Source organism: Neolewinella aurantiaca, assembly GCF_008014675.1.
Taxonomy (GTDB): domain Bacteria; phylum Bacteroidota; class Bacteroidia; order Chitinophagales; family Saprospiraceae; genus Neolewinella; species Neolewinella aurantiaca.
Genome location: NZ_VOXD01000003.1, coordinates 88,432 through 111,820, shown reverse-complemented (window position 1 = coordinate 111,820; position 23,389 = coordinate 88,432). Strand labels below are relative to the sequence as shown.

General features: G+C 52.6%; 18 protein-coding genes. 11 read left to right on the top strand and 7 right to left on the bottom strand.

Annotated elements, in window-relative coordinates; genetic code table 11:
- Window positions 1–82: 82 nt before the first annotated feature.
- The 5 genes from FUA23_RS02775 (at window position 83) to FUA23_RS02755 (ending at window position 7,242) form a co-directional block, all read left to right on the top strand.
- Window positions 83–943, top strand: a complete 861-nt coding sequence (locus FUA23_RS02775) for a polysaccharide lyase family 7 protein (protein ID WP_147929319.1) — start codon at window positions 83–85, stop codon at window positions 941–943.
- 123 nt (window positions 944–1,066) lie between these two features.
- Window positions 1,067–3,370 carry a polysaccharide lyase 6 family protein gene (locus FUA23_RS02770; RefSeq protein ID WP_147929186.1) on the top strand — a complete coding sequence of 768 codons (2,304 nt, stop codon included), beginning with the start codon at window positions 1,067–1,069 and terminating at the stop codon, window positions 3,368–3,370.
- A complete protein-coding gene (locus FUA23_RS02765) occupies window positions 3,367–5,589 on the top strand; it encodes a heparinase II/III domain-containing protein (RefSeq protein ID WP_147929185.1) in 2,223 nt (740 codons plus the stop codon). Before FUA23_RS02770 ends, FUA23_RS02765 begins: the two co-directional genes overlap by 4 nt.
- On the top strand, window positions 5,576–5,929 hold the full coding sequence (locus FUA23_RS02760; RefSeq protein WP_147929184.1) for a cupin domain-containing protein: 354 nt from the start codon (window positions 5,576–5,578) through the stop codon (window positions 5,927–5,929). The genes FUA23_RS02765 and FUA23_RS02760 overlap by 14 nt, the downstream gene beginning before the upstream one ends.
- Window positions 5,926–7,242, top strand: coding sequence for an MFS transporter (locus FUA23_RS02755; RefSeq protein ID WP_147929183.1), 1,317 nt, complete (start codon window positions 5,926–5,928; stop codon window positions 7,240–7,242). Before FUA23_RS02760 ends, FUA23_RS02755 begins: the two co-directional genes overlap by 4 nt.
- A gap of 163 nt (window positions 7,243–7,405) precedes the next feature.
- Here FUA23_RS02755 and FUA23_RS02750 read toward each other — a convergent pair whose 3' ends face one another.
- On the bottom strand, window positions 7,406–7,966 hold the full coding sequence (locus FUA23_RS02750; protein WP_147929182.1) for an aspartyl/asparaginyl beta-hydroxylase domain-containing protein: 561 nt from the start codon (window positions 7,964–7,966) through the stop codon (window positions 7,406–7,408).
- Window positions 7,967–8,046: 80 nt separating this feature from the next.
- On the opposite strand from FUA23_RS02750, the gene FUA23_RS02745 reads away from it, so the two are divergent.
- From FUA23_RS02745 to FUA23_RS23040, 5 genes are all read left to right on the top strand, one after another.
- Window positions 8,047–9,033: an aldo/keto reductase gene (locus FUA23_RS02745; protein WP_147929181.1), complete on the top strand. Its 987-nt coding sequence runs from the start codon at window positions 8,047–8,049 to the stop codon at window positions 9,031–9,033.
- Window positions 9,034–9,111: 78 nt separating this feature from the next.
- Window positions 9,112–9,876, top strand: a complete 765-nt coding sequence (locus tag FUA23_RS02740; protein WP_147929180.1) for a creatininase family protein — start codon at window positions 9,112–9,114, stop codon at window positions 9,874–9,876.
- A gap of 210 nt (window positions 9,877–10,086) precedes the next feature.
- Entirely contained in the window at window positions 10,087–10,587 is a 501-nt protein-coding gene (locus tag FUA23_RS22540) for a TM2 domain-containing protein (protein WP_222706980.1), read from the top strand.
- A 4-nt stretch (window positions 10,588–10,591) separates the two neighbouring features.
- Window positions 10,592–10,897, top strand: coding sequence for a DUF2752 domain-containing protein (locus FUA23_RS02730; RefSeq protein WP_187270861.1), 306 nt, complete (start codon window positions 10,592–10,594; stop codon window positions 10,895–10,897).
- A 531-nt stretch (window positions 10,898–11,428) separates the two neighbouring features.
- Window positions 11,429–11,593 carry a YqaE/Pmp3 family membrane protein gene (locus FUA23_RS23040; protein ID WP_406603404.1) on the top strand — a complete coding sequence of 55 codons (165 nt, stop codon included), beginning with the start codon at window positions 11,429–11,431 and terminating at the stop codon, window positions 11,591–11,593.
- Here FUA23_RS23040 and FUA23_RS02720 read toward each other — a convergent pair.
- The 6 genes from FUA23_RS02720 to FUA23_RS02695 all read right to left on the bottom strand — a co-directional run bounded on the left by FUA23_RS02720 (window position 11,580) and on the right by FUA23_RS02695 (window position 19,687).
- Entirely contained in the window at window positions 11,580–12,770 is a 1,191-nt protein-coding gene (locus FUA23_RS02720) for a lipid-A-disaccharide synthase (protein ID WP_147929178.1), read from the bottom strand. The two genes, FUA23_RS23040 and FUA23_RS02720, sit on opposite strands and share 14 nt — an antisense overlap.
- Window positions 12,771–12,854: 84 nt before the next feature.
- Window positions 12,855–13,781 carry a DMT family transporter gene (locus tag FUA23_RS02715; RefSeq protein ID WP_147929177.1) on the bottom strand — a complete coding sequence of 309 codons (927 nt, stop codon included), beginning with the start codon at window positions 13,779–13,781 and terminating at the stop codon, window positions 12,855–12,857.
- Window positions 13,782–13,949: 168 nt separating this feature from the next.
- Window positions 13,950–14,588, bottom strand: coding sequence for a ligase-associated DNA damage response endonuclease PdeM (gene pdeM, locus FUA23_RS02710; RefSeq protein ID WP_147929176.1), 639 nt, complete (start codon window positions 14,586–14,588; stop codon window positions 13,950–13,952).
- Window positions 14,585–17,056 carry a ligase-associated DNA damage response DEXH box helicase gene (locus FUA23_RS02705; protein ID WP_246144003.1) on the bottom strand — a complete coding sequence of 824 codons (2,472 nt, stop codon included), beginning with the start codon at window positions 17,054–17,056 and terminating at the stop codon, window positions 14,585–14,587. Before FUA23_RS02705 ends, pdeM begins: the two co-directional genes overlap by 4 nt.
- Complete coding sequence (locus tag FUA23_RS02700; RefSeq protein WP_147929175.1) at window positions 17,049–18,641, bottom strand: ATP-dependent DNA ligase; 1,593 nt, start codon at window positions 18,639–18,641, stop codon at window positions 17,049–17,051. Before FUA23_RS02700 ends, FUA23_RS02705 begins: the two co-directional genes overlap by 8 nt.
- A complete protein-coding gene (locus tag FUA23_RS02695) occupies window positions 18,638–19,687 on the bottom strand; it encodes a ligase-associated DNA damage response exonuclease (protein ID WP_147929174.1) in 1,050 nt (349 codons plus the stop codon). Before FUA23_RS02695 ends, FUA23_RS02700 begins: the two co-directional genes overlap by 4 nt.
- 497 nt (window positions 19,688–20,184) lie before the next feature.
- Here FUA23_RS02695 and secDF point away from each other — a divergent pair, with 497 nt between their 5' ends.
- Window positions 20,185–23,247 carry a protein translocase subunit SecDF gene (secDF, locus tag FUA23_RS02690; RefSeq protein ID WP_147929173.1) on the top strand — a complete coding sequence of 1,021 codons (3,063 nt, stop codon included), beginning with the start codon at window positions 20,185–20,187 and terminating at the stop codon, window positions 23,245–23,247.
- Window positions 23,248–23,389: the final 142 nt, after the last annotated feature.

Below are 23,389 nucleotides of genomic sequence, written 5' to 3'. Positions count from 1 at the left end.
TTGCATGATTAGATTTGGAAACCACCCAGGCATTACAAATGTCCTGGGTGGTTTTTCTGCGCTCTTTTTGATTGCCACGCTCATGCTTGGGCCCGTGGCTGCTAATGCTCAGACCGATTCGCCCCCCGATCAAACTGAGAAGAAGAAAAAGAGAAAGAAAAAAAAGAAGCTCAAGTTGCCCGATATTGACCTGAGTCACTGGAAGGTTACGCTGCCCGTGGCGAACGAAAAAGGAAAGCCGTACGAGATTGAGCCACCTGAAATTTTCGACTTTGCGACGAATGAGGTCGCAAAACCTTATATGTACATCGATTCCACCGATGGTTCGATCGTGTTCCATGCCTACCCTACTAATTCGACGACGACCAATACGAAGTATTCCAGGTCTGAGCTCAGAGAACAAATGGTTCCGGGAGACAACAACACCAACTGGACCTTCAAGCAAGGTGGCAGAATGAAAGCCAAGATAGCCGTGGACGCTATTTCACGAAGTGCTTCGGGGAAATACCACAAAACGATTATCCTTCAAATTCACGGCCGCTTAACCAATGAGCAACGTGACCTGATCGGTGCATCGGACAACAATGCGCCCCCTATTTTGAAAATATACTGGCAAGACGGGAAGATCCGGGTGAAGTCCAAAAAACTAAGAACCGAAGGCCTTGCCGATGAACACCTTTTGCACGAAGAAGCATGGGATGATGACGCAGGCTTCAATTTTGAACAAGAGGTGGGTTTCAGAAAATTCACCCTTGAAGTAAAAGTCTCAGAAGGTGAAATGGTAATTGTTCTGAATAACCAGGAGTACAAAGTCTTCAAAGACATCCACATGGAGAAATGGGGAATTTTTGAAAACTACTTCAAAGCAGGCAATTACTTTCAGTCAAGAGATAAAGGGTCTTTTGCCACAGTAAAATTCTACGAGTTAGAAGTTTCTCATTAACCCCCATACGAGCAACTTCAAATCTCAACAGTACAGATAAAGTTCATTTCAAAACCACTTTTCAGGACCCGGACGTGGAAGGTACTTTTACCACCAACGTCCGGGTCATTTAGCTACCGTACCATGTATAAATTAATTTCCAAAATCCCACTGCTCAGCTGTCTGGCTCTCTTGAGTCTCGTTTACAGCTGTGGCGCTCCTGAAGGACTCGTTTCTTCGGCAGAAGAACTGAACGCCGCCATAGAAAACGCAAAACCAGGTGATGTGATCACACTGGCTAATGGTACATATAGCGACTTCGAAATAAAACTTACCGGAACAGGAACCTCTGAACAGCCCATAAAACTCGTAGCGCAGGAAAAAGGTAAAGTATTCCTCGAAGGACAGTCAAACCTCAGAATCTCCGGAGAGTACATTCACGTTGAGGGCCTCGTGTTCAGAAACGGATTTACCCCAACGAGTGAAGTAATCTCTTTCCGGACCAGCAAAGAAGACCTTTGCAACAACTGCCGCATAACTGAGTGTGTAATCGACAACTATAACCCATCGGAACGCTTCGAAAGCGACTACTGGGTAGCGTTGTACGGTAAGCACAACCGGTTCGACCACAATTACCTCACCGGCAAACGCAACCAGGGTGTTGTACTTGCCGTACGCCTCGCCACCGAAGGCAGCAGGGAGAACTTTCACCGAATCGACCATAATTTCTTCGGACACCGCGCTGTCCTTGGCTCCAATGGTGGCGAAACCCTTCGTATCGGAACCAGCCATTACTGCGAGAGCAACTCCAACACGGTGGTAGAGTCGAACTACTTCTACAAATGTAACGGAGAGGTTGAAATCATTTCCAATAAGAGCGGACAGAATGTTTTCAAGGGCAATACCTTCTTTGAAAGTACCGGTACACTGACCATCCGCCACGGTAACGAAGTAACCATCGAGAATAATTTCTTTTTTGGCAACGGCGTGGCCAATACCGGAGGCATTCGAATCATCAATGCGAAGCAAACAGTAGTAAACAACTACCTCGAACAACTACGCGGGTACCGTTTTCGCAGTGCGCTCACTGTGATGAACGGTGTCCCCAACTCCCCGCTGAACCGCTACGTACAGGTTACCGACTCCAAAGCCGAAAACAACGTATTGATCGACTGCGACCACGTACAACTTGGCGTTGGCAACGACGAAGAAAGAAGCGCCAAGCCCGAGCGTTCCTCAATTTCCAACAACGTATTCTACCGCAAAAGCGGAGGCAAACTCTTCTCTGCCTTTGACGACATGAGCGGCATCACCTTCGCGGGTAACATCGTCAACCCTGGCCTGGAGCCCTTCCAGCAGGATGGCTTTGTCAGCAAAGAAATAGAATTTGAGGCACTCGACAGCGGCGTCAAAATACCCCTAAACACTCCCGCCGGCGACAGCATCCGGGCTGGCATCGAATTGATGGCAACCCCCGAAAATACCGGTGTAACCTGGTATCCACGTGTACAGGACGAGCAGTTCTTCGGTGGAGGCAAGGTCATCGAGGTTAAAGCCGGCGAAAACACCCTCTGGGAGGCCGCAAGAAATTCTGCCCCCGGAGACATTATCCGTCTGACCGAAGCAGGAGAATACCTCCAGACCAAAAGTGTAGTACTGACCCACCCCCTGACCTTCGAGGCAGCACAGGGCCTTACCGAGAAACCGGTACTGACCTTCCAGAAAACCAGCCTGTTCAACATCGAGAACGGAGGCGGACTGACCCTGAAAGGTGTTCGCGTCGACGGCAAAGAATGTCGGGACAAGCCCCTGAACGCGGTAATTCAAACCAGCCGGTACTCCATGATCAACAACTACAAACTACTGATCGAAGACTGCGACTTCGCTGACCTCGACATCAACCACAGTTTCAACGTTCTCCGTGTGGCCAAAAACACCATGGCCGACTCCATCGTACTGCGCAACTCCCGTTTCGAAAACATTTCAGGCAGCGTCCTTGCCCTCGACCGGGAGACCGATGACATCGGCATCTATAACGCACAGAATGTAGTGGTCGATAATTGCCTGTTCGATGATATTGGCCAGGAAGCTATCCTCGTTCATCGCGGTGGCCGGGACGAAAGTACCCTGGGCCCCATGGTATCCATTACAAATTCCACTTTCGACGAAATCGGCGGTGATAAGCGCAACGGTACCGGCAGTTCCGTACGCCTGCACGGCACCCAGGTCGTCACTATCAACGACTGTATTTTCGACGACTCCAAGCCTCTCCAGCTCCATCTGGTGGTCGGCGAACCTGTGGTCAACATCATGAATTCAGTGTTCTCCGGCGGCACTACTATTGAAGACAACGGAGAGCCTTACAACACTTCCGGACTCCAACTCAACCTTACCGAACCCATCACAACGGCCGGTGGTCGTACAGTGGGCACAAACCTCAGCGAATGATTATCAGGAACCATATTTTCATCTGTATTATAGCGTTGCTTTTTGCGGCCTGTACTTCCCCCGCGGAGGAAAAGAATACAGACACGCTGTTCGAGCAGGAGCTGGCGCGCACGCAGGTGCGGGTGGACGCTATCATGGAGCAAGGCGTAAACGTGCCCGTCCCTAAAGACATGGCCGGAGGTTACACCCACGAAGAACACAAACGCAATTGGAGCACGCTTTGCGATGCCGGCGCACTCTTCACCCATACGGGAGACAAGCGCTACGCCACGTTCATTCGCGATGTTCTCTTCGAATACGCCGAGCTCTACCCTACCCTGCCCCGTCATCCTACCAACCGCTCTTATGCTACCGGTAAGCTCTTCTGGCAATGCCTGAACGATGCCAACTGGCTGGTCTACGTCAGCCATGCCTATGACGACATCTACGACTGGCTCCCCGAAGAAGAACGCAAACAACTGAACGAGCAACTGTTCCGCCCGATGGCAGACTTCCTCTCCGTCGAAACCCCTCAGTTTTTCAACCGCATCCACAATCACTCTACCTGGGCTTGTGCCGCGGTTGGTATGATCGGGCTGGTAATGGATGACGATGAATTGGTAGATCGCGCACTGAACGGCCTCCCCCCTGAAAGCCTGCCGGATGACCTTCGGGACAACGACAGCGGTCTGATCAAAGACAAGTACGGCCGTGCGGGTTTCTTGCCACAACTCGACCTGAGCTTTTCGCCTGACGGGTACTTCGCCGAAGGCCCCTACTACCTTCGTTATGCCCTTTCCCCCTTCCTCTTCTTCGGAGAGGCGCTCGACGAAAAAAGACCAGGCCTCAACATCCTCGAATACCGCGACGGTATTCTCGGAAAAGCCATCAATGCCCTGGTTCTGCAGGCCGACCCAACCGGTGATTTTTTCCCGATCAACGATTCGCACAAAGGAATGTCTCTGTACTCCGACGAAGTGGTTAAATCTGTAGACTACGGTTACTACCTCTACGGCAACGATCCCAGTCTGCTTACCCTGGCAGAAAAACAGGGAACAGTATCCCTGAACGCTGCCGGCAAAGCCGTGAGCGACGCCGTTGCAGCAGGAAAAGCCGAGCCTTTTCGCCCTACCTCTGTCCTCTTCACCGATGGAGCCGATGGTAAGGAAGGAGGCGTTGCGGTCATCAGGGCTTACGGTGCGGAAGAAGACCATGCCTCAGTATTCCTGTTCAAGTACGCAGCCCAGGGCATGGGCCACGGTCACTTTGATCGCCTCGGCTATTCATTCTACAACGAACGGGGCGAAGTAATTCAGGATTACGGATCAGCCCGCTGGGTCAACATCGATCAGAAAGGCGGAGGACGGTACCTCAAAGAAAACAATACCTGGGCAAAGCAGACCGTCGCCCACAACGCGCTTGTGGTTAACCAGACCTCGCACTTCGATGGAGAAATCAGTAAGGCGGAAAACTTCCACCCCAACCTTTACGCAGCCGACATCAGCAACCCCGATTTTCAACTCGTAAGCGCAACAGAAAACAACGCTTACCCCGGCCGGGAGATGCACCGCAGCATGTGGTTGCTCAAAGACGATGCGTTTCAGGAGCCCTTGCTCATCAGCGTACTTCGCACCAGCGGCAGCGCCTCCGCATCCTTCGATTTGCCGCTATGGTACAAAGGCCAGATGTTGGAAAACAATTGCGACTGTGAGATCAACAACGTAATGAAACCGCTCGGCACCAACCACGGCTACCAGCACCTATGGGCCGAAGCCAACTGCAAACCGAAAGAAGGGCAGTTACAGTTTAACTGGTTTCATAATGGCCGTTTCTTTACCCAAACATCGGTAACCGACGCGGAAGACGAGGTACTTCTGGTTCGCCTGGGGGCAAATGACCCGGAAATGAACCTTCGTCGCGCACCCGGGCTCATCCACCGTAGAAATGGCCGGGCAAATGCTACCTTTATTTCTGTGTTGGAAACACACGGCAGCTATACTCCCCGCAACGAAATACCACACGATCCTTATGGCCACATAACGGACCTAAACCTGGTAGTGGATTCTCCGGAATACACAGGCCTGAGTTTTAACCATCAGGATGGCACACAGTGGATGATCCTTATTTCAAATCAAAATGCTGACCCCTCGGTCAGTCATAACCTCAATATCAACGGACGCGCTTATAATTGGCAAGGCGTTCATCATCTCATTAAAACCAATAACAATGAAAGCAAGTAAAGAATTTCTCTACGGAAACGATATCGAGTGGGAAGAAGTCGGTCCCGGCCTCAAGCGCCAGATCCACGGCTTCGACGACAAAATCATGCTCGTTAAGGTTCACTTCGAACCAGGAGCCGTAGGCCAACTGCACGAACACCACCACAGCCAGGTTACCTACGTCGAGAGTGGAGAGTTTGAGATGACCATCGGTGACCAGGTGAAAACCATCAAAGGTGGCGACTCTTACTACATCCCACCGCACGTAATGCACGGATGCGTATGTACCAAAGCAGGTGTACTCATCGATGTTTTCAGCCCTCACCGCGAGGACTTCATGCCATCAGTTAAGCACTCATGAAAGTATCAGGACTAAGATGGTGGGTAGTTGCGCTGATCGCGCTGGCTACCGTCATTAACTACATCGACCGGCAATCACTTAGCGTGCTTTGGCCAACCATCTCGTTAGAGATGTACCCTGATTACACCCCTGATGAACGCAAGGAAGTATATGCCTTCATTTCGGTGGTGTTCATATTCTCCTACGCTTTTGGCCAGGCGATCTTCGGTAAGATTTTCGACTGGATCGGCACCCGGTTGGGTTTTGTCCTTTCTATCGGCTTTTGGTCTCTCGCCACTGCGGCGCACGCCATTGCTACCGGTCTGGCCACCTTTGCTATCTTCCGGTCTATTCTCGGTATAGCTGAAGCAGGAAACTGGCCCGGTGCAACGAAGGGCAATGCAGAGTGGTTCCCGACCAAGGAACGCGCGCTGGCCCAGGGGATTTTTAACTCTGGCGCAGCCATTGGTGGAATTGTATCTATTCCGATTATTTCCTACTTAGCCGCCGTTTACAGCTGGCAGATGATCTTCATCCTCGTGGGTATGGCCGGCTTACTCTGGCTCGTTCCGTGGTTGATCTTGGTAAAATCACCACCAAAATCCCACCCCTGGATAACGGACGAAGAGCGGGAATACATCCTTACCGGACAAAAAAACCAGGACCTCGACGAGGATGGTGATTTTGACGAAGGGTATAACCCAAGTACTGGCAAACTGCTTTCCCACAAAGAAAGCTGGGGCGTCATTATTGCTTCGGCCGTAATCGATCCGATCTGGTGGCTGTTCGTCATCTGGATTCCCATTTACCTTTTCGAAGCCTACGGAATCGACACCGAGGCAATCAAGGCTTACGGCTGGATTCCCTACGTAGGTGCGATGTTCGGAGCCTGGTTTGGTGGGTTATTGGCTCAAAACCGGATCAAGGCCGGAAAGAGTGTCAACTACACGCGCAAGCTGGTCATCACCCTTGGGTGTGTGATTATGCTTCCCAGCCTGCTGGCACTTTCCAATCCCGGCGGACCACTCGCTGCGTCCCTGATCATGTTTGTTGTCCTCTTCGGATTTCAGACGGCTATCGGTAACGTACAAACACTGCCAAGCGACTTGTTCGGAGGCAAAACGGTCGGCACCCTTTCCGGCTTCTCCGGAACAGCAGCTAAGCTGACAGGTGCCGGGCTGACTGCACTCGTTCCATGGCTAACCGCCGGGGGTAACTACAGCCCGGTTTTCATTCTGGGTGCAGCAATGGCCTTTACTGCCATCGCCAGCATCTGGTTATTGATTCCGAATGTTGAGCCCCTGAAGCCTAATGATTCCTATAACACACTATAGGTTTTCCTGAAAAACCAACATCGTAAGTGGTGGGCCCATGACATCTGTTGTACTCCCATCAATTTACCGATGTTTCTTTCAGGCGCTGACGCAGGTGCAATAAAGCGGATGGAGCAGCAATGTTCCATCCGCTTTTCGTTTGCAGTATACCGAAGAAAAGGCTTCAACTCTTCATGTGCCGCGCCACCCAATCGTTCACTTCCATGTCTATAACCAGATGAACCCGGTCCGGGCCGTCATTAGTGACAGCATGGGGATCGGAAAGCCGCAGGTACCAGCAACTCCCCTCTTCCATTACCACCCTGCTTCCGTTCAGGAGAAAGCGGACACCGGGGTTTGTTGTTACCGGTATGTGGATGCGCGCCGTGCCGGAGTCGGCATCCAGGCCGTAATCCCGGTGTTCCTTGATTTCCGAGCCACGGCCAAGCCGCATAAGCCGTGAGGAGAACAAACGGGTTTTAAAATGAGCGTGTACCTGCTCCAGGTAAGGGCTCTGCGCAAGAAACGGAGTATCTACGTAATCATCCGACGTCGGGTCAGAGTAAATCATCTTCACGGGGTGCTCAGCACCCCGGTTTGCCCGCAGCGGAATGACCGACCACTTGCCCTCATAATTGGAGGTTACAAAATGATTTATCCAGTCTGCCGAGGTCGCCTCCAGTTCTGCTACTTCCCGTTGCATTTGTTTGGCGTCGAATTGGAAATCGAATTTGTAGCGGTCCATAAAATTATGCTTGGGTTTTTCAACCGGGGTTCTCCATCAAATGTAATGTACTGGCACTACTCCTACCAAATATTCAATTCATGCAAAAGCGTACGTTAGGTAAAACGAATTTTGAGGTATCCGAAATCTCCCTTGGCACCTGGCAGGTGGGTGGAAAATGGGGAGATCCATTCAGTAATAAGATTGCCGAAGGTATTCTACACGCTGCCATCGATGCGGGCGTCAACTTCATCGATACGGCCGATGTGTATTCGGCCGGCCTGAGTGAGGAAGCCGTAGGTCGTGTCGTTAAAAGCAGGCCTGAGCGAATTTACGTGGCTACCAAATGTGGTCGCCAAATCACTCCGCACCTGAGCGAAGGCTATACAGAAAAAGCCCTGCGCGGTTACGTGGAAGACAGTCTCCGTCGTACTGGCCTTGAAAGACTCGACCTCATCCAGTTGCACTGCCCCCCTACTGAAGTTTACTACCGGCCTGAAATATTCGGCCTGTTCGAGCGGCTGCGGGAGGAAGGCAAAATCCAGCACCTCGGTATCAGCGTCGAAAAGGTCGAAGAAGCCCTGAAGGGGATGCAGTACGACAACGTGACGACCGTACAGGTCATTTTCAATGTCTTCCGCCAGCGACCATCGGAGCTGTTGTTCCAGGAGGCGAAGCAGCGCAATGTCGGTATTATTGTGCGTGTCCCGCTGGCCTCCGGCCTGCTTACCGGCAAGTTCACCACCGACTCTACCTTCAGCAAGGATGACCACCGCCACTTCAACCGCGACGGCGCGGGCTTCGACAAAGGAGAGACTTTCAGCGGCGTTGACTACGACCTGGGGCTAAAGGCGATGGCACGGATGAAGAGGGTTTTCCCCGGAGAGACAAATCTCGCGCCACGGGCGCTGCAGTGGATCCTTCGTTTCCCTGAAGTGAGTTGTGTGATCCCCGGGGCATCCAAAATCCAGCACCTCAACTCCAATTTATCTGTTCCCGAACTGCCGCCCCTCACCCAGGCCCAGGTAGACGGCATGAACGAAATCTACGAGGAGATGATTAAGGCCGGAGTGCACCAGTTGTGGTAAGAATGTAGGATATTTGATGGAGATTCTGCGTATACTCTCAATCGCACACCGCCCATCGCTAATCAAATATCGAATATCATGCCCCGCCCCTACCTCCTCGCCGAAACCAACTGGAAAGCAGTAAAAGCCACCAACTACGAAGTAGCTGTTCTCCCCTGGGCGGCTACCGAAGCCCACAATTATCACCTGCCTTACGGTACCGACATCATCGAAGGCGAAGCCATTGCCGCTGAAGCCGGACGAATTGCATGGGAAGCCGGAGCAAAAGTCATCATCCTGCCCTGCATTCCGTTCGGCGTCAATACGGGCCAAACAGACATCACGCTCGACATGAACCTGATGCCGAGTACCCAACTGGCCATTCTGCGCGACCTGATCACGGTGCTGGACCGGCAGGGCATAAAAAAACTGGTGGTCTTCAATAGTCATGGCGGCAATAGTTTCCGGACGATGCTGCGCGAACTAGGCGTCGAGTTTCCCGACATGCTCCTCGTTGAGACCAACTGGTTCAAGACCTTTGATCGGTACGACTACGTGGAAGAAGGCGGAGACCATGCCTGTGAGTTGGAAACCAGCCTCGTGCTTCACCTTCGGCCTGAGTTGGTCCTCCCCTTATCCGAAGCTGACGACGGAGCAGAAAAAGAACCGAGGATCAAGGCGTTTACCGAGCCGTGGGTATGGCGGGAGCGGCCGTGGTCTCAGGTAACGGCAAGTACCGGAACCGGAAACCCAGCTAAGTCGACGGCCGAAAAAGGCGCCCGCTTTTTCAAGGACGTAACCGCCAAATTCGGACAGCTCTTTATTGACCTTGCCGAGGTTGACAAGGATGATTTCTATAAATAGCGTTAACAAAGTTTACCGGGCTGATAAATTTCCGTTAAGAATAACGTGAATGTTCTGTTTTAGGATAAGTGGAAATACCTTTCGGCCACGGTTGGGAGATTTTCCCACCATACCCCTAAGGGAGTTCCCCGAAAATCCTTATCAACAGAGTAGGGAGGCCACGCTGAAAACCTTATAGAGTAAGCACCTGATTATTAACCCAGATTTATCATGACACTTAAGAAATTACCCCTGGCCCTGTTGTTCCTGTGCCTCACCGTCACCTCTCTTTCCGCCGCCGTTGTTGCCCCCGCTCCAACGGTTGACCCCGCTGTTTCTCAGGCTTTCCTCGGAGCGGACCAGGAAATCACCACCGAAGACTTCCTGTCCCTTACTCCCCGTAAAATCCGGGAGGCTACCGGCAAAAAGTTGACCCTCAAAGAATCCATCGGCCTTAAGGTTGCGCAGAGAAAAGTAAAGAAAGAGATGAAGCGTGCTGCCAAAGGCAAAGCCCCGGCCGACGGTAGCAAGAGCCAGGTGGTTGCTCTCATTCTGGTCCTTGTGGTCGGGAGCCTCGGCATCCACCGCTTTTACCTCGGGTACACGACCATTGGTATCCTGCAACTACTTACCCTCGGCGGATGCGGCATCTGGGCGCTCATTGACCTGATCCGGATAGCGACCGGTGACCTGGGCCCTGCCGATGGCAGTGCGTACGACCCTACCCTCTAGCCCGATGAAAACCCTGTTCATCTACCTTAAGCTCGCCGCACTCGTGGTTATCCCAGTACTCCTGCTGGTGCTGCCTGCAACCTATTTCGACTCGGGCCAGCCCAAATGCGTTTCGGTATTGCTGCTGGGCCAGGAGTGCTACGGCTGCGGTATGACGAGAGGCCTCATGCATTTGATTCACTTCGATCTCGCCGAGGCCATCTACTATCACCCGTTGAGCGTGGTCGTTTTTCCTCTGCTTGCGTTTCTGTGGGCCCGCTGGTTTTGGCGTGGTATGCAGCAACTGAAGCAAACCGGTACTGCCGGTTAAAACGGTGAAAACATCAAACAGCTTCGGCGAAACTGAGCGGCACCTGAACAGACCCAGGTGCCGCTCTTTTACTTTCTCCGTAGAGCAGCCGGCAGGCAAAAAACCGCTATCCGGCAAAGATGATCATGAGTCTCCTGATGAAAACATCACCCGCCAATCTTATTTATTGGTGAGAGTGAACAAGAGCACCCCTGTTTGGAGTTCAATTCTCAGCAGTATTGCTCTCACACAAAAACCAACATCCGTATGCGTTTTTCTACCCTTTCTCTCATCCTCGCTTTGGTGCTTTCCTTCGCTGCCCCCCTGCAGGCTGCGATCGTTGTTCCTCCCCCCGCTACAACCGAAGCCGACACCCCCACAAAAGCAGAAGTTGCTGCAGCAACCGCTGAGTACAAGGCTAAACTGGCAGCAATGACTGCCAAAGAGCGCCGCGCGTTCAAAAAGGAGCAAAAAAGAGACTTGAAACAAGCCCTGAAGCAGTACAAACAGGACGTAAAGAATGGCGTTCGTGACGCCGACACCAATACGCTTCTGCTCGTGATTCTCGCCATCCTGCTTCCTCCCGTGGCCGTTCTGGTTCACCAGGGAGAACTGAATACCAAGTTTTGGATTGCCCTCATTCTGACGCTTCTCTTTTACCTTCCGGGGTTGATCTACGCACTGCTCGTGATTTTCGGCAACGCTAAGAAGAAGTAACAATCGCCCGGGCTGCACGTTTCGCAGCTCCTCCTGACCCCAGTTTTTCGCGCAAGCGCTGGAGGTCATTCAATTGCTGGTCCCGCACGGGGCCGGCAATTGTTTTTTCCAGGTGGGCGGCCAGGTTTTTCGGGTTGAAATCTGCCTGAATAAGTTCCGGTACTACGGGTGCATCCATGACAAGGTTGACAAGACTGATGTACTTAATCCGGCTCCCTACCATCCAGCGGGCAATTCGGTACGCAAGCCAGTTTCCTTTATAGACAACCACCTGCGGGACACCAAAAAGAGCCGTTTCCAGCGTCGCAGTTCCGCTGGTCACCACCGCGGCGTGGGCGGTTTGGAGAATACCGTAAGTATCGTTCATCACCACCTGCAGGTTTACGGGGGCGCGGCCGCAGGATGCAATGAGCTGTTCGTAAAAAGCAAGGTTTTGGGCCGGTGCTCCGGCAATTACGTAGTCGTGCTCCGGATGCAGGGCTGCAGCTGCGAGCATCAGCGGAAGGCCAACGGATATCTCCTGTTTGCGCGAACCGGGAAGAAGAGCGATTTGGAGTCGGGAAGGTTTGAGTCGGGAGTCTGGAGTCTGGAGTCGGGCGTCTCCAGACTCCCGACTCCAGACTCCCGACTCATTAACCTTCTTTGCACCCTGCGGCCGCGCCTTCTCTTCTGCTTCTTTAACAACATCCAGTAACGGATGACCAACGAAGGTTGCACTGACGCCCCGTTCGGCGTACCACGCTTCTTCAAACGGCAAAATGACGAGCATGCGGTCTACATTAGCCTTGATTTGCTTCACCCTGCCCGACCGCGAAGCCCATACCTGAGGGCTGATGTAATAGCTGATATCGTAGCCCTCCGGGCGCGCCCACTTCGCGATGCGGAGGTTAAAACCGGAATAGTCGATGAGGACCAATCTGTCGGGATTGTAATTCGCAATATCGTCTTTACAAAAGCGCTCGTTCCGAAGGATCGTCGGGAGGTTCTTAACGATCTGGACGACCCCCATGAAGGCGAGGTCGCGGTAGTGCTTCACAATCGTTGCTCCGGCGTTTTCCATCAAATCGCCGCCCCAGGCCCGAAACTCCGCCTCCGGATCCTCCGCACGGATGGCACGGATGAGGTGCGCGCCGTGGAGGTCGCCGCTGGGCTCGCCGGAGATGAGGTAGTAGCGCATGATATTTTGGTTCGTTGGAGTGGTGGTATGCTGGTGCGTTGGTTCGTGGAGGCCAAAATACTAACGATCCAACAGACCAACGAACTATTTACTCCGCCCGATGATAACCACCCCGAGAATAACCAATCCTGCCCCCAGCGCCTGCACCAGGTTGAGGTGTTCCCCGAGGATGAAGAACTCGAGTACGATGGTGGCCACCGGCCCTACCGCTCCGAGGATGGCTGCGTCATTGGCTCCGATTCTGCGGATACCTTCGGTGACCATATATCCGGGAATTACGGTACAAAAAATCGCGAGGATAATCGCATAGCCGTATAAGCCCGAAGGCAGGCCCAACAGCGTATTTCCGCTGGCCAGAACGTGCAGTAACACCACGGCGCAGGCAGCCAGCATTGCCATACTCGTGAAACGGATACTTCCGATGCGGGGGGTGATTTTACCGCTGCCAATCACGTAAAAACTGTAAAGCAGCGCACTGAGGAAGACCAATCCTGCGCCGAGCGAAAAGTTATCGCCAAACGAAAAATCAGAACCACTGAACGCAAGACCTATGCCTGCGTAACACAGAAGAGTAGCCAGCCACTGAACAGGCTTGATCGGCGTTTTGAAGGCTACCCGCTGCAGCAGTAAAACCATCGTCGGATAGCTGAAAAGAATAAGTCTTTCCATCCCCGCACTTAAGTACTGCAACCCGATAAAATCGGTATAACTGGCCAGATAGTAACCAAAAACACCCAATACGACAACGACTCCTAAAATTCCGGGCGTGATGCTTTGCTGATCGCCGGTTCTTTTGCCTTTCAGGTAACCTATCAGCAGGAAAAAAGGGAGCGCAAAAGCCATCCTGAGCCCCAATAACACGATACTGCTTACTTCGTAATCGAGGTAAGACAGTTTGATTACGATCGCCTTACAGCTAAACAGCACAGCTCCTCCCAGGGTGAGCAGGAGGCCGGTGAAGCGATTGCCGTCAGCAACTATTGCTGCTCTGGTTTCGGAGATGGAGCTCATATATTTTTATTGTCCTGACAAAGGTAGATGTAGTGCCTGGTTAGGACAGTTCATACCCGTAATGGTTGAATTAGTATAAATGCTGAGTTACGATTTACAGCTAAGTCAAATTGGTTTGGAGATATTCTCCACTACTGTTGGTAGTGCTGTCTCCGGCTCTCATAAGAATCATACTTCCATCACCTCGCCTTCTACAATCACGAACACCTGATCTCCGGCGCCGGGTGAAATCATCGACAAGCCCGTAAAAGCTCCGAAAGCAGGCAGTACAGCACGTGTTGGTTCAAAAAAATAACAGGGTAACTTCACGGATTGCCGCCCCCGCCCTCCCAGGGTTACTCCCGGGTGGATGTGGCCGTAAAAGTTGTAATAACCAGGCACTTCTTCCTCCAACGGATAATGTGAAAAGACAAACGGCGGCTCGAGCAACGTATCCGGATATATCTGCAGAGCAGAATTTTCGTAGGCCTCAGCCGGCAGTATATCGTGGTTCCCCTTAACCAGAACGAAATCGACTTCGGCATGATCTTCCAGAAATGACGTAAAAACCTCCCATACCTTATTGAGCCTGCTGTGAAACAAGTCGCCCAGGAAAAGTACCCGCTCGGGGCTGTACAGTTCTATCAACTCCCGCAACCGCGTGAGGTTATCCTCCAGTATCTGGGGGGGAACAGCGAGGCCCTTTTTACGGAAGTGGGCAGCTTTTCCCAAATGCAGATCGGCCATAATGAGGCTATGTTGCTCTTCCCAAAAAATGGCTTTATCCGGGCTCAGGTGCAAATTCTGGCCTTTCAGATTGAGCATCATGGTCTGATCAGTTTTAATTTCATCTTTTGTATACGGTCCTTCAGGGTTTCGCTGGACACCCTGGCCCTCAGCCTGCTGACGATTAAAGGAAAAGCAAAAGGAGTAGGACGCTTTGGCTCACGGATTATCAGTTCCTGTCCCTGTATCCGGCGGAGAGCAGCTTGTAAACGTGTTTCCTCCAACTGAAACCGAAGCACTTCTTCGTTAGCCTGCTGCAGCAAGAGATTGTCAGGGTCATGGTCTTTGAAAACCTGATAAATCATTTGGGCGCTGGCCTGTAAATGCCGGTCGCTTTTTCGTGAGCCGGGGAATCCCTGGAATACCAGTCCGGAAATTGAGGCGATGTCCCGGAACTTACGCTTAGCCATTTCTGTCGCGTTGGCACTATGGCGGATGTCCTCCCAAAGACTCTCCGTAGAGAAGATCGCCGGATCAAGCAATGCTGAGGGATCCAGAGGCTGATCGGTCAACAGTTCAAAACCATAATCATTGACCGCGATGGAAAAACTTATGGGCTGTTGCTGGCTAATGCGCCAGGCGATTAAGCTACTCAGACCTTCATGAATGAAACGACCATCGAAGGGGTAGAAAACCAGATGGTACCCCTCTCTGTCCTGAAAGTATTCAACCAGAAGTTCCTGCTCCGTAGGAACATGAGAGCGGTCAGCCTGAATATCAGTCAACGTTTTGACGGCTTCGAGTTCCCTGGTAAGAAACTTTCCTTCCTGCACCAACGTCAACTGAGCACGAATCCCGGAAGACAACTGGTTGGAGAGGGGCATCCTTCCGCCAGACCAGGAGGGAGTGATGAAGTTCTTCTTCTTACTTTTCTTCACCCGCACTTCCATATTGCGGATCATGACAACCTCTAACTTTTTACCACCAAAGACAAAGACATCCCCTTTCTTCAAGCTTGAGATAAAACGTTCTTCGATATTACCGATTTTGGCACCGTTGCGGTACTTAAGCTGCATCATACTGTCACTCACAATCGTACCTATCCCCATTCGGTGGCGGGCAGCTACTGCCTGGTTAACGATGTAGTATTTGCCCTTATACAAACCCACCCGCTGGTATTCATCGTAGGCCCGCAACGAACTGCCCCCGGTACAAATAAAGTCAAGGCACCACTCCCACTCAGCGGGGGTAATATCCGCAAAAGCGAAAGTCTGTCTGACCTCCTCGTAAATCACATCCGCATCGAAGCCCCCTGACACCGAGAGGGTGACGAGGTACTGGACGAGCACATCGAAGGAACGCCGGTAGGGAATACGACTTTCCAGTTTCTCATCGATGATAGCCTGACGTAAGGCAGCAGCTTCGATCAGTTCGAAGGCGTGGGTGGGCACCAGGTGTATCCGGCTCGTGGCGTTGGGTTGGTGACCACTCCGGCCGGCACGTTGCAGAAAACGAGCAACCCCCTTCGGGCTTCCGATCTGAATTACGGTATCCACCGGACGGAAGTCGACGCCCAGATCCAGACCTGAGGTACAGACCACCACCTTGAGCTTTTCGTCATGGATGGCCTGCTCTACCCACAACCGCTGTTTTTGATCGATGGCGCTGTGGTGCATGGCCGTCAGGCCAATCAGCTCCGGATCATGATCGATGATCGTTTGATACCAGCGCTCGCACTGGCGCCGGGTATTCGTAAACAGTAAAGTGGTACGGCTGGCGTTGATAATCTCCAGGACCTGCTCTACCAGTACTGTACCAAGGTTCCCTGCCCAGGGGAACTTTTTTATATCCTTGGGGATGATCGTCTGAACGTCAATTTTCTTTCGGATATCAGCACGGATGAGTTCCCAGTTTCCGGCATCGTACTCCGCGCCGAAGAGTACTGCGGCGGCCTCCTCCATATTGCCGATGGTCGCCGAGATCCCCCAGGTACGTAAGCCCGGAATCAGGTGGCGTAAGTGGGACAATGCCAGCTCCACCTGTACGCCCCGCTTAGAACCGATCAGTTCGTGCCATTCATCCGCCACGAGTACCTTCAATCCGCTGAAGACTTCCTTATAGTTAGGACTCCCCAGCAGCAAGTGCAGACTTTCGGGGGTGGTGATGAGGATTTCGGGTGGGCTTTTTTTCTGTTTCGTGCGTTCACCCGCGGGAGTATCTCCGGTACGGACAGCCACCCGCCAGCCCAGGTTAAGGTCCTTCACGAGGCGCTGAGCAGCTGCCTGTATTTCGACCGTGAGAGCTTTGATCGGTGATATCCAGATCGCCTGCAAACCGTTGTCTGCAGGGTATTCGTCTTTGTGGCGGTGACGGGCCACAAACTCCAGCATAATGGGCATAAGTAAAGCGTAGGTCTTTCCGCTTCCGGTAGCGGCGTTTACCATACCATTTTTGCCCTGCAGGTAAGCCTTCCAGGTTTTCACCTGAAACGGGAAAGGCTTCCATCCTTGTTTTTCAAACCAGGCTGTTCCTAATGCCAGTTGTTCTTTCCGGCCCATCTGCTTACCCATATTGAATCAGCATTTGTTGAAGGTCGGCCAGCGTATTGGCTTCCCCTGCTGGTTTGTCTTTTCGCCAACGTAACATTCGTGGGAAACGCAGGGCAATGCCTGACTTATGCCGGCTCGAGGCATTTATTCCTTCAAAGGCGATTTCGAATACCTGTTCCGGTTTTACGCTGCGCACCGGGCCGAAGCGTTCGCGCGTATTGCGTTTCACCCACGAGGTAATCTCTTTGAACTCCTTGTCCGTTAAGCCGGAGTAGGCTTTGGTGAAGGGCACGAGTTCCTCTCCTTTCCAGACCGCAAAGGTGTAATCGGTAAAAAGGTTAGCCCGGCGCCCGTGCCCTTGCTGAGCGTAGATCATGACGGCATCGACCGTTAGCGGGTCGATTTTCCATTTCCACCAGTCTCCTTTTTTACGTCCCGAACGGTAGGCAGAGTCCATTCTTTTGACCATCAAACCTTCGCTCAGGTTTTCGCGGGATTGTGCCCGTGCGTCTACGGCCTCGCTCCAATCATTGATTTCAAGCACTTCGGATAAATAGAGTATGCCCGGCTCCGTAACACCCGCCACCAGTTGCTCCAGTAAAGCCCTGCGCTCGCCCAGCGGGCGAGCCCTGATGTCTTCCCCGTTGTACTCCAGCAGGTCATAACACATCAGAATAACCGGAGCAGACTCCCTGATCTTCTTGGTTACATTTTTACGGCCGATGCGGGTTTGAAGGACGTTGAAGGACAGCGGTTTTTCGTCTTTGAACGGCAAAATTTCACCGTCGATTACAGTACCATCGGGCAGCAGGGAAGCCAGTGGATGAAACTCAGGGAATTTAGCCGTTACCAACTCCTCGCCCCGTGACCAGACGTATACTTCGCCTTCGCGTACAATGACCTGCCCGCGAATACCGTCCCATTTACGTTCAATCTGCCATAGATCGGGGCTACCCAGTGTAGCAGGTTCTGCTTCCAGTGCATAAGCCAGGTAGAAGGGGTACGGGCGCGAGTCATCATCGGCGGGGTTAGACGATCTGATCAGATTCTCGTAATCTGTAGTATCCGGCGTCCAGTTGCCCATCAGGCGGTGGGCGATAGCATTTTCTTCCTGTTCTTCGAACCGGGCGATGGCTTTGATGATGAGTTTTTGCGATACGCCGACACGGAAGCTTCCCGTGATCAGCTTGTTGAACACAAATCGTTCGGCGGTCGTCATTGATTCCCAGGCGCTCAGGATTACTTCCTGCTTTTCCTCGTCCGTCAGGAGAGCAAGGCCTTTCACCGTGTTGATCCATTCCGTGAGTGAGCGGTTCTGGGTGCGTACGGGAGGACGCAGAACGAGAGCGATGGTTTCCGCCAGGTCACCCACAACGTGGTAACTGTCATCCATGAGCCAATCAGGAATGCCGGCAAGGCTGGCCGCCCACTGGCGTAACAAACTAGATTTCACCGAGCGTTTCGGGCGGCGGCCAGAAAGGATGGCGATCGCCCAAAGGCGATCCTGATCGTTGGCCTGCCCGAAGTAGTCGACCAGTAGTTCTACCTTACGGGTCGTTTTCGTAGTTTGGTCAAGGCGGGTAAATAGCTGCACAAATTCTCTCATGATTCCGTTTTTCCGGATTCAGCACTTTCCTCTTTAACGTCATCCCCCTCGTTGGAGAATTCCGTTTGGGCTGCCTGCGCCAGGATGCCTTTTTCGTTCAGGTACTTGGTGTATATGTTGGTGTAACCGTGGGTTACAATTACACGTTCGGCTCCGGTGGCATCCACCGCGGCATTGAGGTCTTTCCAGTCTACGTGATCAGAGAGAACAAAACCCCGTTCTACGGACCGGCGGCGGCGCGCGCCCCGCAAACTCATCCAGCCCGAAGCTACTGCCCGGGATAAAGGTTTGAATTTTTTAATCCAGCTACTGTTCAGAGCGGAGGGCGGAGCGATCACCAGGTGGCCCGGGTAGTCTTTGGGTGCAATCTCTTGCGTTACCCGGGTTGTAGGAGCCAACGGAACGCCCTGCGCCCTCATCACTTCGTTCATGTTTTCTACGGCTCCGTGAGTGTATATTTTTCCGATGCTGGTGTCGAGGCTCTGAATTATGCGCTGGGCTTTCCCCAGGGAGTAAGCAGTGATAAGGCTCACCTTGCCTTCGGCGGCGTTGGCCCGCCACCAGTCGTTGATGGCGGCGAAGACTTCTTCCTGGGGCTTCCAGTCGTAAATAGGTAAACCAAAGGTTGATTCGGTAATAAAAGTATGGCAGGGAACAGACTCGAACGGTTCGGCCAGGCCGTCGTTCTCTAATTTATAATCGCCGGAAGCAACCCACACTTCTCCTTTGTAGGCTACTCTGATTTGAGCCGAGCCAAGAATGTGCCCTGCCGGATGGAAAGAAAACTCTACACCATTGATAACGGTGCGTTTGCCAAAGTCTACCGTTTGCAGGTTTATATCGCCCAAACGATACTTAATGGCCGGGGCCGCCTGAGTGGTACACAAATAGGAATCGTGTCCGTAGCGGGAGTGATCGGAATGTCCGTGGGTAATCATGGCCCGCTTTACCGGCCGCCAGGGGTCGATGTAGATATCGGCGGGCGGGCACCATATTCCGCGTTCAGTAAATTGTAAAAGGTCATCTTTCTTGAAGCCATCTTGCATAATCTATATAACCAACGTGAGGTTTGCCTTGTTCGTGACCTCAGGTCTAGTGCCTTGTCAAGCAATCACGAATAACCAACAATAGAGCCTTATAAGATACGTCGGGTAAGTCGGCAGTAGTGCCGGGCAGCGGAACATAAAAGATAAGAGCCGACCGTAAAACATCCATTGCACCTGCGTCCGCGCCCATATCATTAAAATGGCAAAAGCCTTCGCATGCGCTTTTCCCGCTACTGCGTGCTGGCCTTCTTACCATAAGTTTTACAATTCCTGGGCTACTACGGGTATAAACGAACTATTCGTATATTTGCAGCCGTTTCGCGAAATCCGGGTCTGGGAGGCTCCGGCTTCGTGAACGCTGGTTTTACATCACTACTGGCCCTCACAAGGGGCTTTTGTTTTGTAAGCCGGCACTTTCAATCACCCTTTTTTAATTGTGGTGGTCCTTAACTCACTTCATAGTAGGTTGGGCCCCGCTAAACCTAAATTTTTTCATTATGCAAGGCAAGGGAATTATCAAATTCTTCCTTGTGGTCATGCTTATTGTTACTGCAGTACAGTACCTCTACATCATTCCTACCTCTAGTAAGGAAGCTGAAGCAGAGGACTTTGCGCAGGAGCAGTCAGGCGAGACCGAAGGTGAGATGTACCGCGCCCAGCGTGCGTACTTTCTCGACAGCATCTCCGATCAGGAGATCCTAAAAGTACCCGGATTCAAATCATTCACGTACCAGGACCTGAAAGCCAAACAGCTTAACCTGGGACTTGACCTCAAGGGCGGCATGTCTGTCGTCCTCCAGGTAGACCTCAAAGAGTTCCTCTTTGCGCTCTCCCGGAAAAACAAGGACGACATCACTCTTAATAAAGCAATTGACCAAGCCTCCCAAGCTCAAGCAAACGCCCAGGACGATTTCATCGCACTTTTCGCCACCGAATGGCAGAAAGTTCGCGGCGACAAGAAACTGGCCAGTCTTTTCAGCAGCAACGACGCACTTCGCGAAGACATCAACATCAACTCTTCCGACGCTGAGGTTGTACGCGTACTCCGCGAAAAAGCCAACGAAACGGTACAGCTGACTTACGATCTGCTTAAGAAGCGTATTGACCAACTCGGTGTTGTTCAGCCTAACGTAAGCCTCGACGCTGACCGTGACCTGATCCTCGTTGAGCTGCCGGGCATCGAAAACCCCGCCCGTGCACGTACCTTCCTGCAGGCTGCCGCCAACCTGGAATTTTTCCACGTTAAGCGTGTCGACAATGCTGCCATCAATGCTCTCGTAACCCTCGATCAGCAACTCGACCGCAAGGCGAAGATCGAAGCGGGCCGCGACAGCAACTACGTTGAAGAGAAGACCGTTCGCTACGATACGATTTACGCTCTGGATGACCTTGGTAACCTTACCAACGAGATCGCCAGCATCGACACGACCGAGGAAGTTCAGCAAACCGCCGGACCGCTCTTCAGCATCTTCAGCCCCAACACCGGCAACCTCGGTGAGTCCGTTCTTGGTATCGCTGCCGAGAAAGACCTGGAGGCTGTATCTGAGCTGCTTGAGTCTCCTGAAGTAGCCCGCCAGTTCCGCGATGTTGTTTTCCGTTGGGAAGAATCGCCACTGCCAGGTGCTGAAGGCGAAGCCGCTACTGACCTCTACGCGCTTTACCAGCTCCAGATGCCCCGCTCCGGTGAGGCACTGCTTACCGGCGAAGCCATTACCAACACCTCTTCCGGCCCTCAGCCCGACGGTCAGATAGCGGTAAACCTCAGTATGAACTCTGAAGGTGCCCGTACCTGGGCCCGTATGACCACGGAGGCTGCCAACGACAACAACCGTCAGGTAGCGATCCTGCTCGACGGCCGCGTTGTTTCTGCCCCACGCGTAAACGGCCCGATCCCCGGTGGTAATACTGCCATCACTGGTAACTTCAACGTACAGGACGCTACCGACCTCGCCAACATCCTGAAGGTTGGTCGTCTGCCCGCACGTACACAGATCATCCAGGAGAGCATCGTTGGCCCCAGCCTCGGTGCTGCCAACATCAACAGTTCCATCATGGCACTGCTGATCGGTTTTGGCCTCGTACTGGTATTCATGTTGTTCTACTACGGTGGTGCTGGTATCGTTTCGATCCTCGCCCTGTTGCTCAACCTGATCTTCATCTTTGGTGCACTGTCCAGCTTCGGTACCGTACTGACCCTTCCTGGTATTGCCGGTATCCTGCTTACCATCGGTATGGCCGTTGATGCCAACGTAATCATTTACGAGCGTATCCGTGAGGAACTGCGCGCCGGCAAGACCGAGCGCAACGCCGTAACCGACGGTTTCAGCAACTCTTACTCTGCGATCATCGATGCTAACGTTACCACGCTGCTCATCGCTGCGGTTCTCGCTTACTTCGGTCTTGGCCCCATCAAGGGTTTTGCCGTAGTTCTTATGGTAGGTGTTGTTTCGTCTGTTTTCACGGCCGTTCTCGTTGGTCGCCTGATCATCGAATGGTGGTTGGACAAAGGCAAGAGCATCAGCTTCTGGACCGCTCCTTCTCAGAACCTCTTCAGCAATGTCAACATCGACTGGATGGGCAAACGCAAGCTTACCTACGCCATCTCCGGTGTTCTCATCATCGCTTCCCTCGCTTCTATCTTCACCAAAGGTTTCGACCTCGGTGTAGACTTCAAGGGTGGTTACAGCTACGTTGTTGAGTTCGACCAGGATGTTAATTCTCAGGACCTGCGCGATGCACTCGCCACACCATTTGGCAGTGAGCCAACCATCAAGGCTGTCGACAGCGACAACACCTTCAACATCGTGACGGACTACCTCGTAGACCAGACCGGCCAGATCGACGGTAAAGAAGCTCAGGACGTTGTTCTCGAGGCACTCTACACCGGTGTGAACTCTGTTGTTGGCGGTAACCTGACGCTGGACGCCTTCGGCGACCTTGGCGCAGATTCCGGTACCCACGTAACCAGCGTGAGCAAAGTAGGCCCGACGATTGCCGACGATATCAAGCGCTCCGCCTTCTGGGCCGGTGGCATTGGTCTCCTTCTGATCTTCCTTTACCTCCTGCTCCGCTTTAACAAATGGCAGTACTCGCTCGGTGCCGTTGCGGCCCTCTTCCACGATAGTATCATCGTACTCGGTATGTTCTCTTTCGGGTGGGGCCTCTTTGGCTTCAACATGGAAATGGACCAGGCGTTCATCGCGGCTGTACTTACCGTAATCGGTTACTCGATCAACGATACGGTAGTAGTTTACGACCGCATCCGTGAGTACCTGAACACTTACGTTAGCCGTGGCAAGACTGAAGTTATCAATGCTGCTGTAAGCAGCACGGTTTCCCGTACCATCATTACATCCCTTACCACCATGATCGTGGTCCTTGTTCTCTTCCTCTTCGGTGGTAGCAGCATCAAAGGCTTCGCGTTCGCTCTGTTGGTTGGTATCCTCGTAGGTACGTACTCTTCGATCTTCATCGCCACTCCGATTGTCCATGACCTCACGGATGACCTGGAAGCGAAGTCTACTACTGACGTTGAGAAAGCAAGTCCTGTTAAGGCCTAACCCGTTCCTCCCAGACGTTTTAGGTTCTGAACACAAACAGAAGCCCCTCCTGCCAACCGGCCGGAGGGGCTTCTTTGTTTTACCGGTCTTCCCTACCCTTTCCGGATCAGGCGCGGCCGCAGGTGCAAAGAGAGTTAACCGG

Excerpts from the sequence above, each read along its gene's own strand:
- FUA23_RS02775 (WP_147929319.1), top strand. The coding sequence starts at position 83 with ATGCTTGGGCCCGTGGCTGCTAATGCTCAGACCGATTCGCCCCCCGAT.
- FUA23_RS02770 (WP_147929186.1), top strand. The coding sequence starts at position 1,067 with ATGTATAAATTAATTTCCAAAATCCCACTGCTCAGCTGTCTGGCTCTC.
- FUA23_RS02765 (WP_147929185.1), top strand. The coding sequence starts at position 3,367 with ATGATTATCAGGAACCATATTTTCATCTGTATTATAGCGTTGCTTTTT.
- FUA23_RS02760 (WP_147929184.1), top strand. The coding sequence starts at position 5,576 with ATGAAAGCAAGTAAAGAATTTCTCTACGGAAACGATATCGAGTGGGAA.
- FUA23_RS02755 (WP_147929183.1), top strand. The coding sequence starts at position 5,926 with ATGAAAGTATCAGGACTAAGATGGTGGGTAGTTGCGCTGATCGCGCTG.
- FUA23_RS02750 (WP_147929182.1), bottom strand. The coding sequence starts at position 7,966 with ATGGACCGCTACAAATTCGATTTCCAATTCGACGCCAAACAAATGCAA.
- FUA23_RS02745 (WP_147929181.1), top strand. The coding sequence starts at position 8,047 with ATGCAAAAGCGTACGTTAGGTAAAACGAATTTTGAGGTATCCGAAATC.
- FUA23_RS02740 (WP_147929180.1), top strand. The coding sequence starts at position 9,112 with ATGCCCCGCCCCTACCTCCTCGCCGAAACCAACTGGAAAGCAGTAAAA.
- FUA23_RS22540 (WP_222706980.1), top strand. The coding sequence starts at position 10,087 with ATGACACTTAAGAAATTACCCCTGGCCCTGTTGTTCCTGTGCCTCACC.
- FUA23_RS02730 (WP_187270861.1), top strand. The coding sequence starts at position 10,592 with ATGAAAACCCTGTTCATCTACCTTAAGCTCGCCGCACTCGTGGTTATC.
- FUA23_RS02720 (WP_147929178.1), bottom strand. The coding sequence starts at position 12,770 with ATGCGCTACTACCTCATCTCCGGCGAGCCCAGCGGCGACCTCCACGGC.
- FUA23_RS02715 (WP_147929177.1), bottom strand. The coding sequence starts at position 13,781 with ATGAGCTCCATCTCCGAAACCAGAGCAGCAATAGTTGCTGACGGCAAT.
- pdeM (WP_147929176.1), bottom strand. The coding sequence starts at position 14,588 with ATGATGCTCAATCTGAAAGGCCAGAATTTGCACCTGAGCCCGGATAAA.
- FUA23_RS02705 (WP_246144003.1), bottom strand. The coding sequence starts at position 17,056 with ATGGGTAAGCAGATGGGCCGGAAAGAACAACTGGCATTAGGAACAGCC.
- FUA23_RS02700 (WP_147929175.1), bottom strand. The coding sequence starts at position 18,641 with ATGAGAGAATTTGTGCAGCTATTTACCCGCCTTGACCAAACTACGAAA.
- FUA23_RS02695 (WP_147929174.1), bottom strand. The coding sequence starts at position 19,687 with ATGCAAGATGGCTTCAAGAAAGATGACCTTTTACAATTTACTGAACGC.
- secDF (WP_147929173.1), top strand. The coding sequence starts at position 20,185 with ATGCAAGGCAAGGGAATTATCAAATTCTTCCTTGTGGTCATGCTTATT.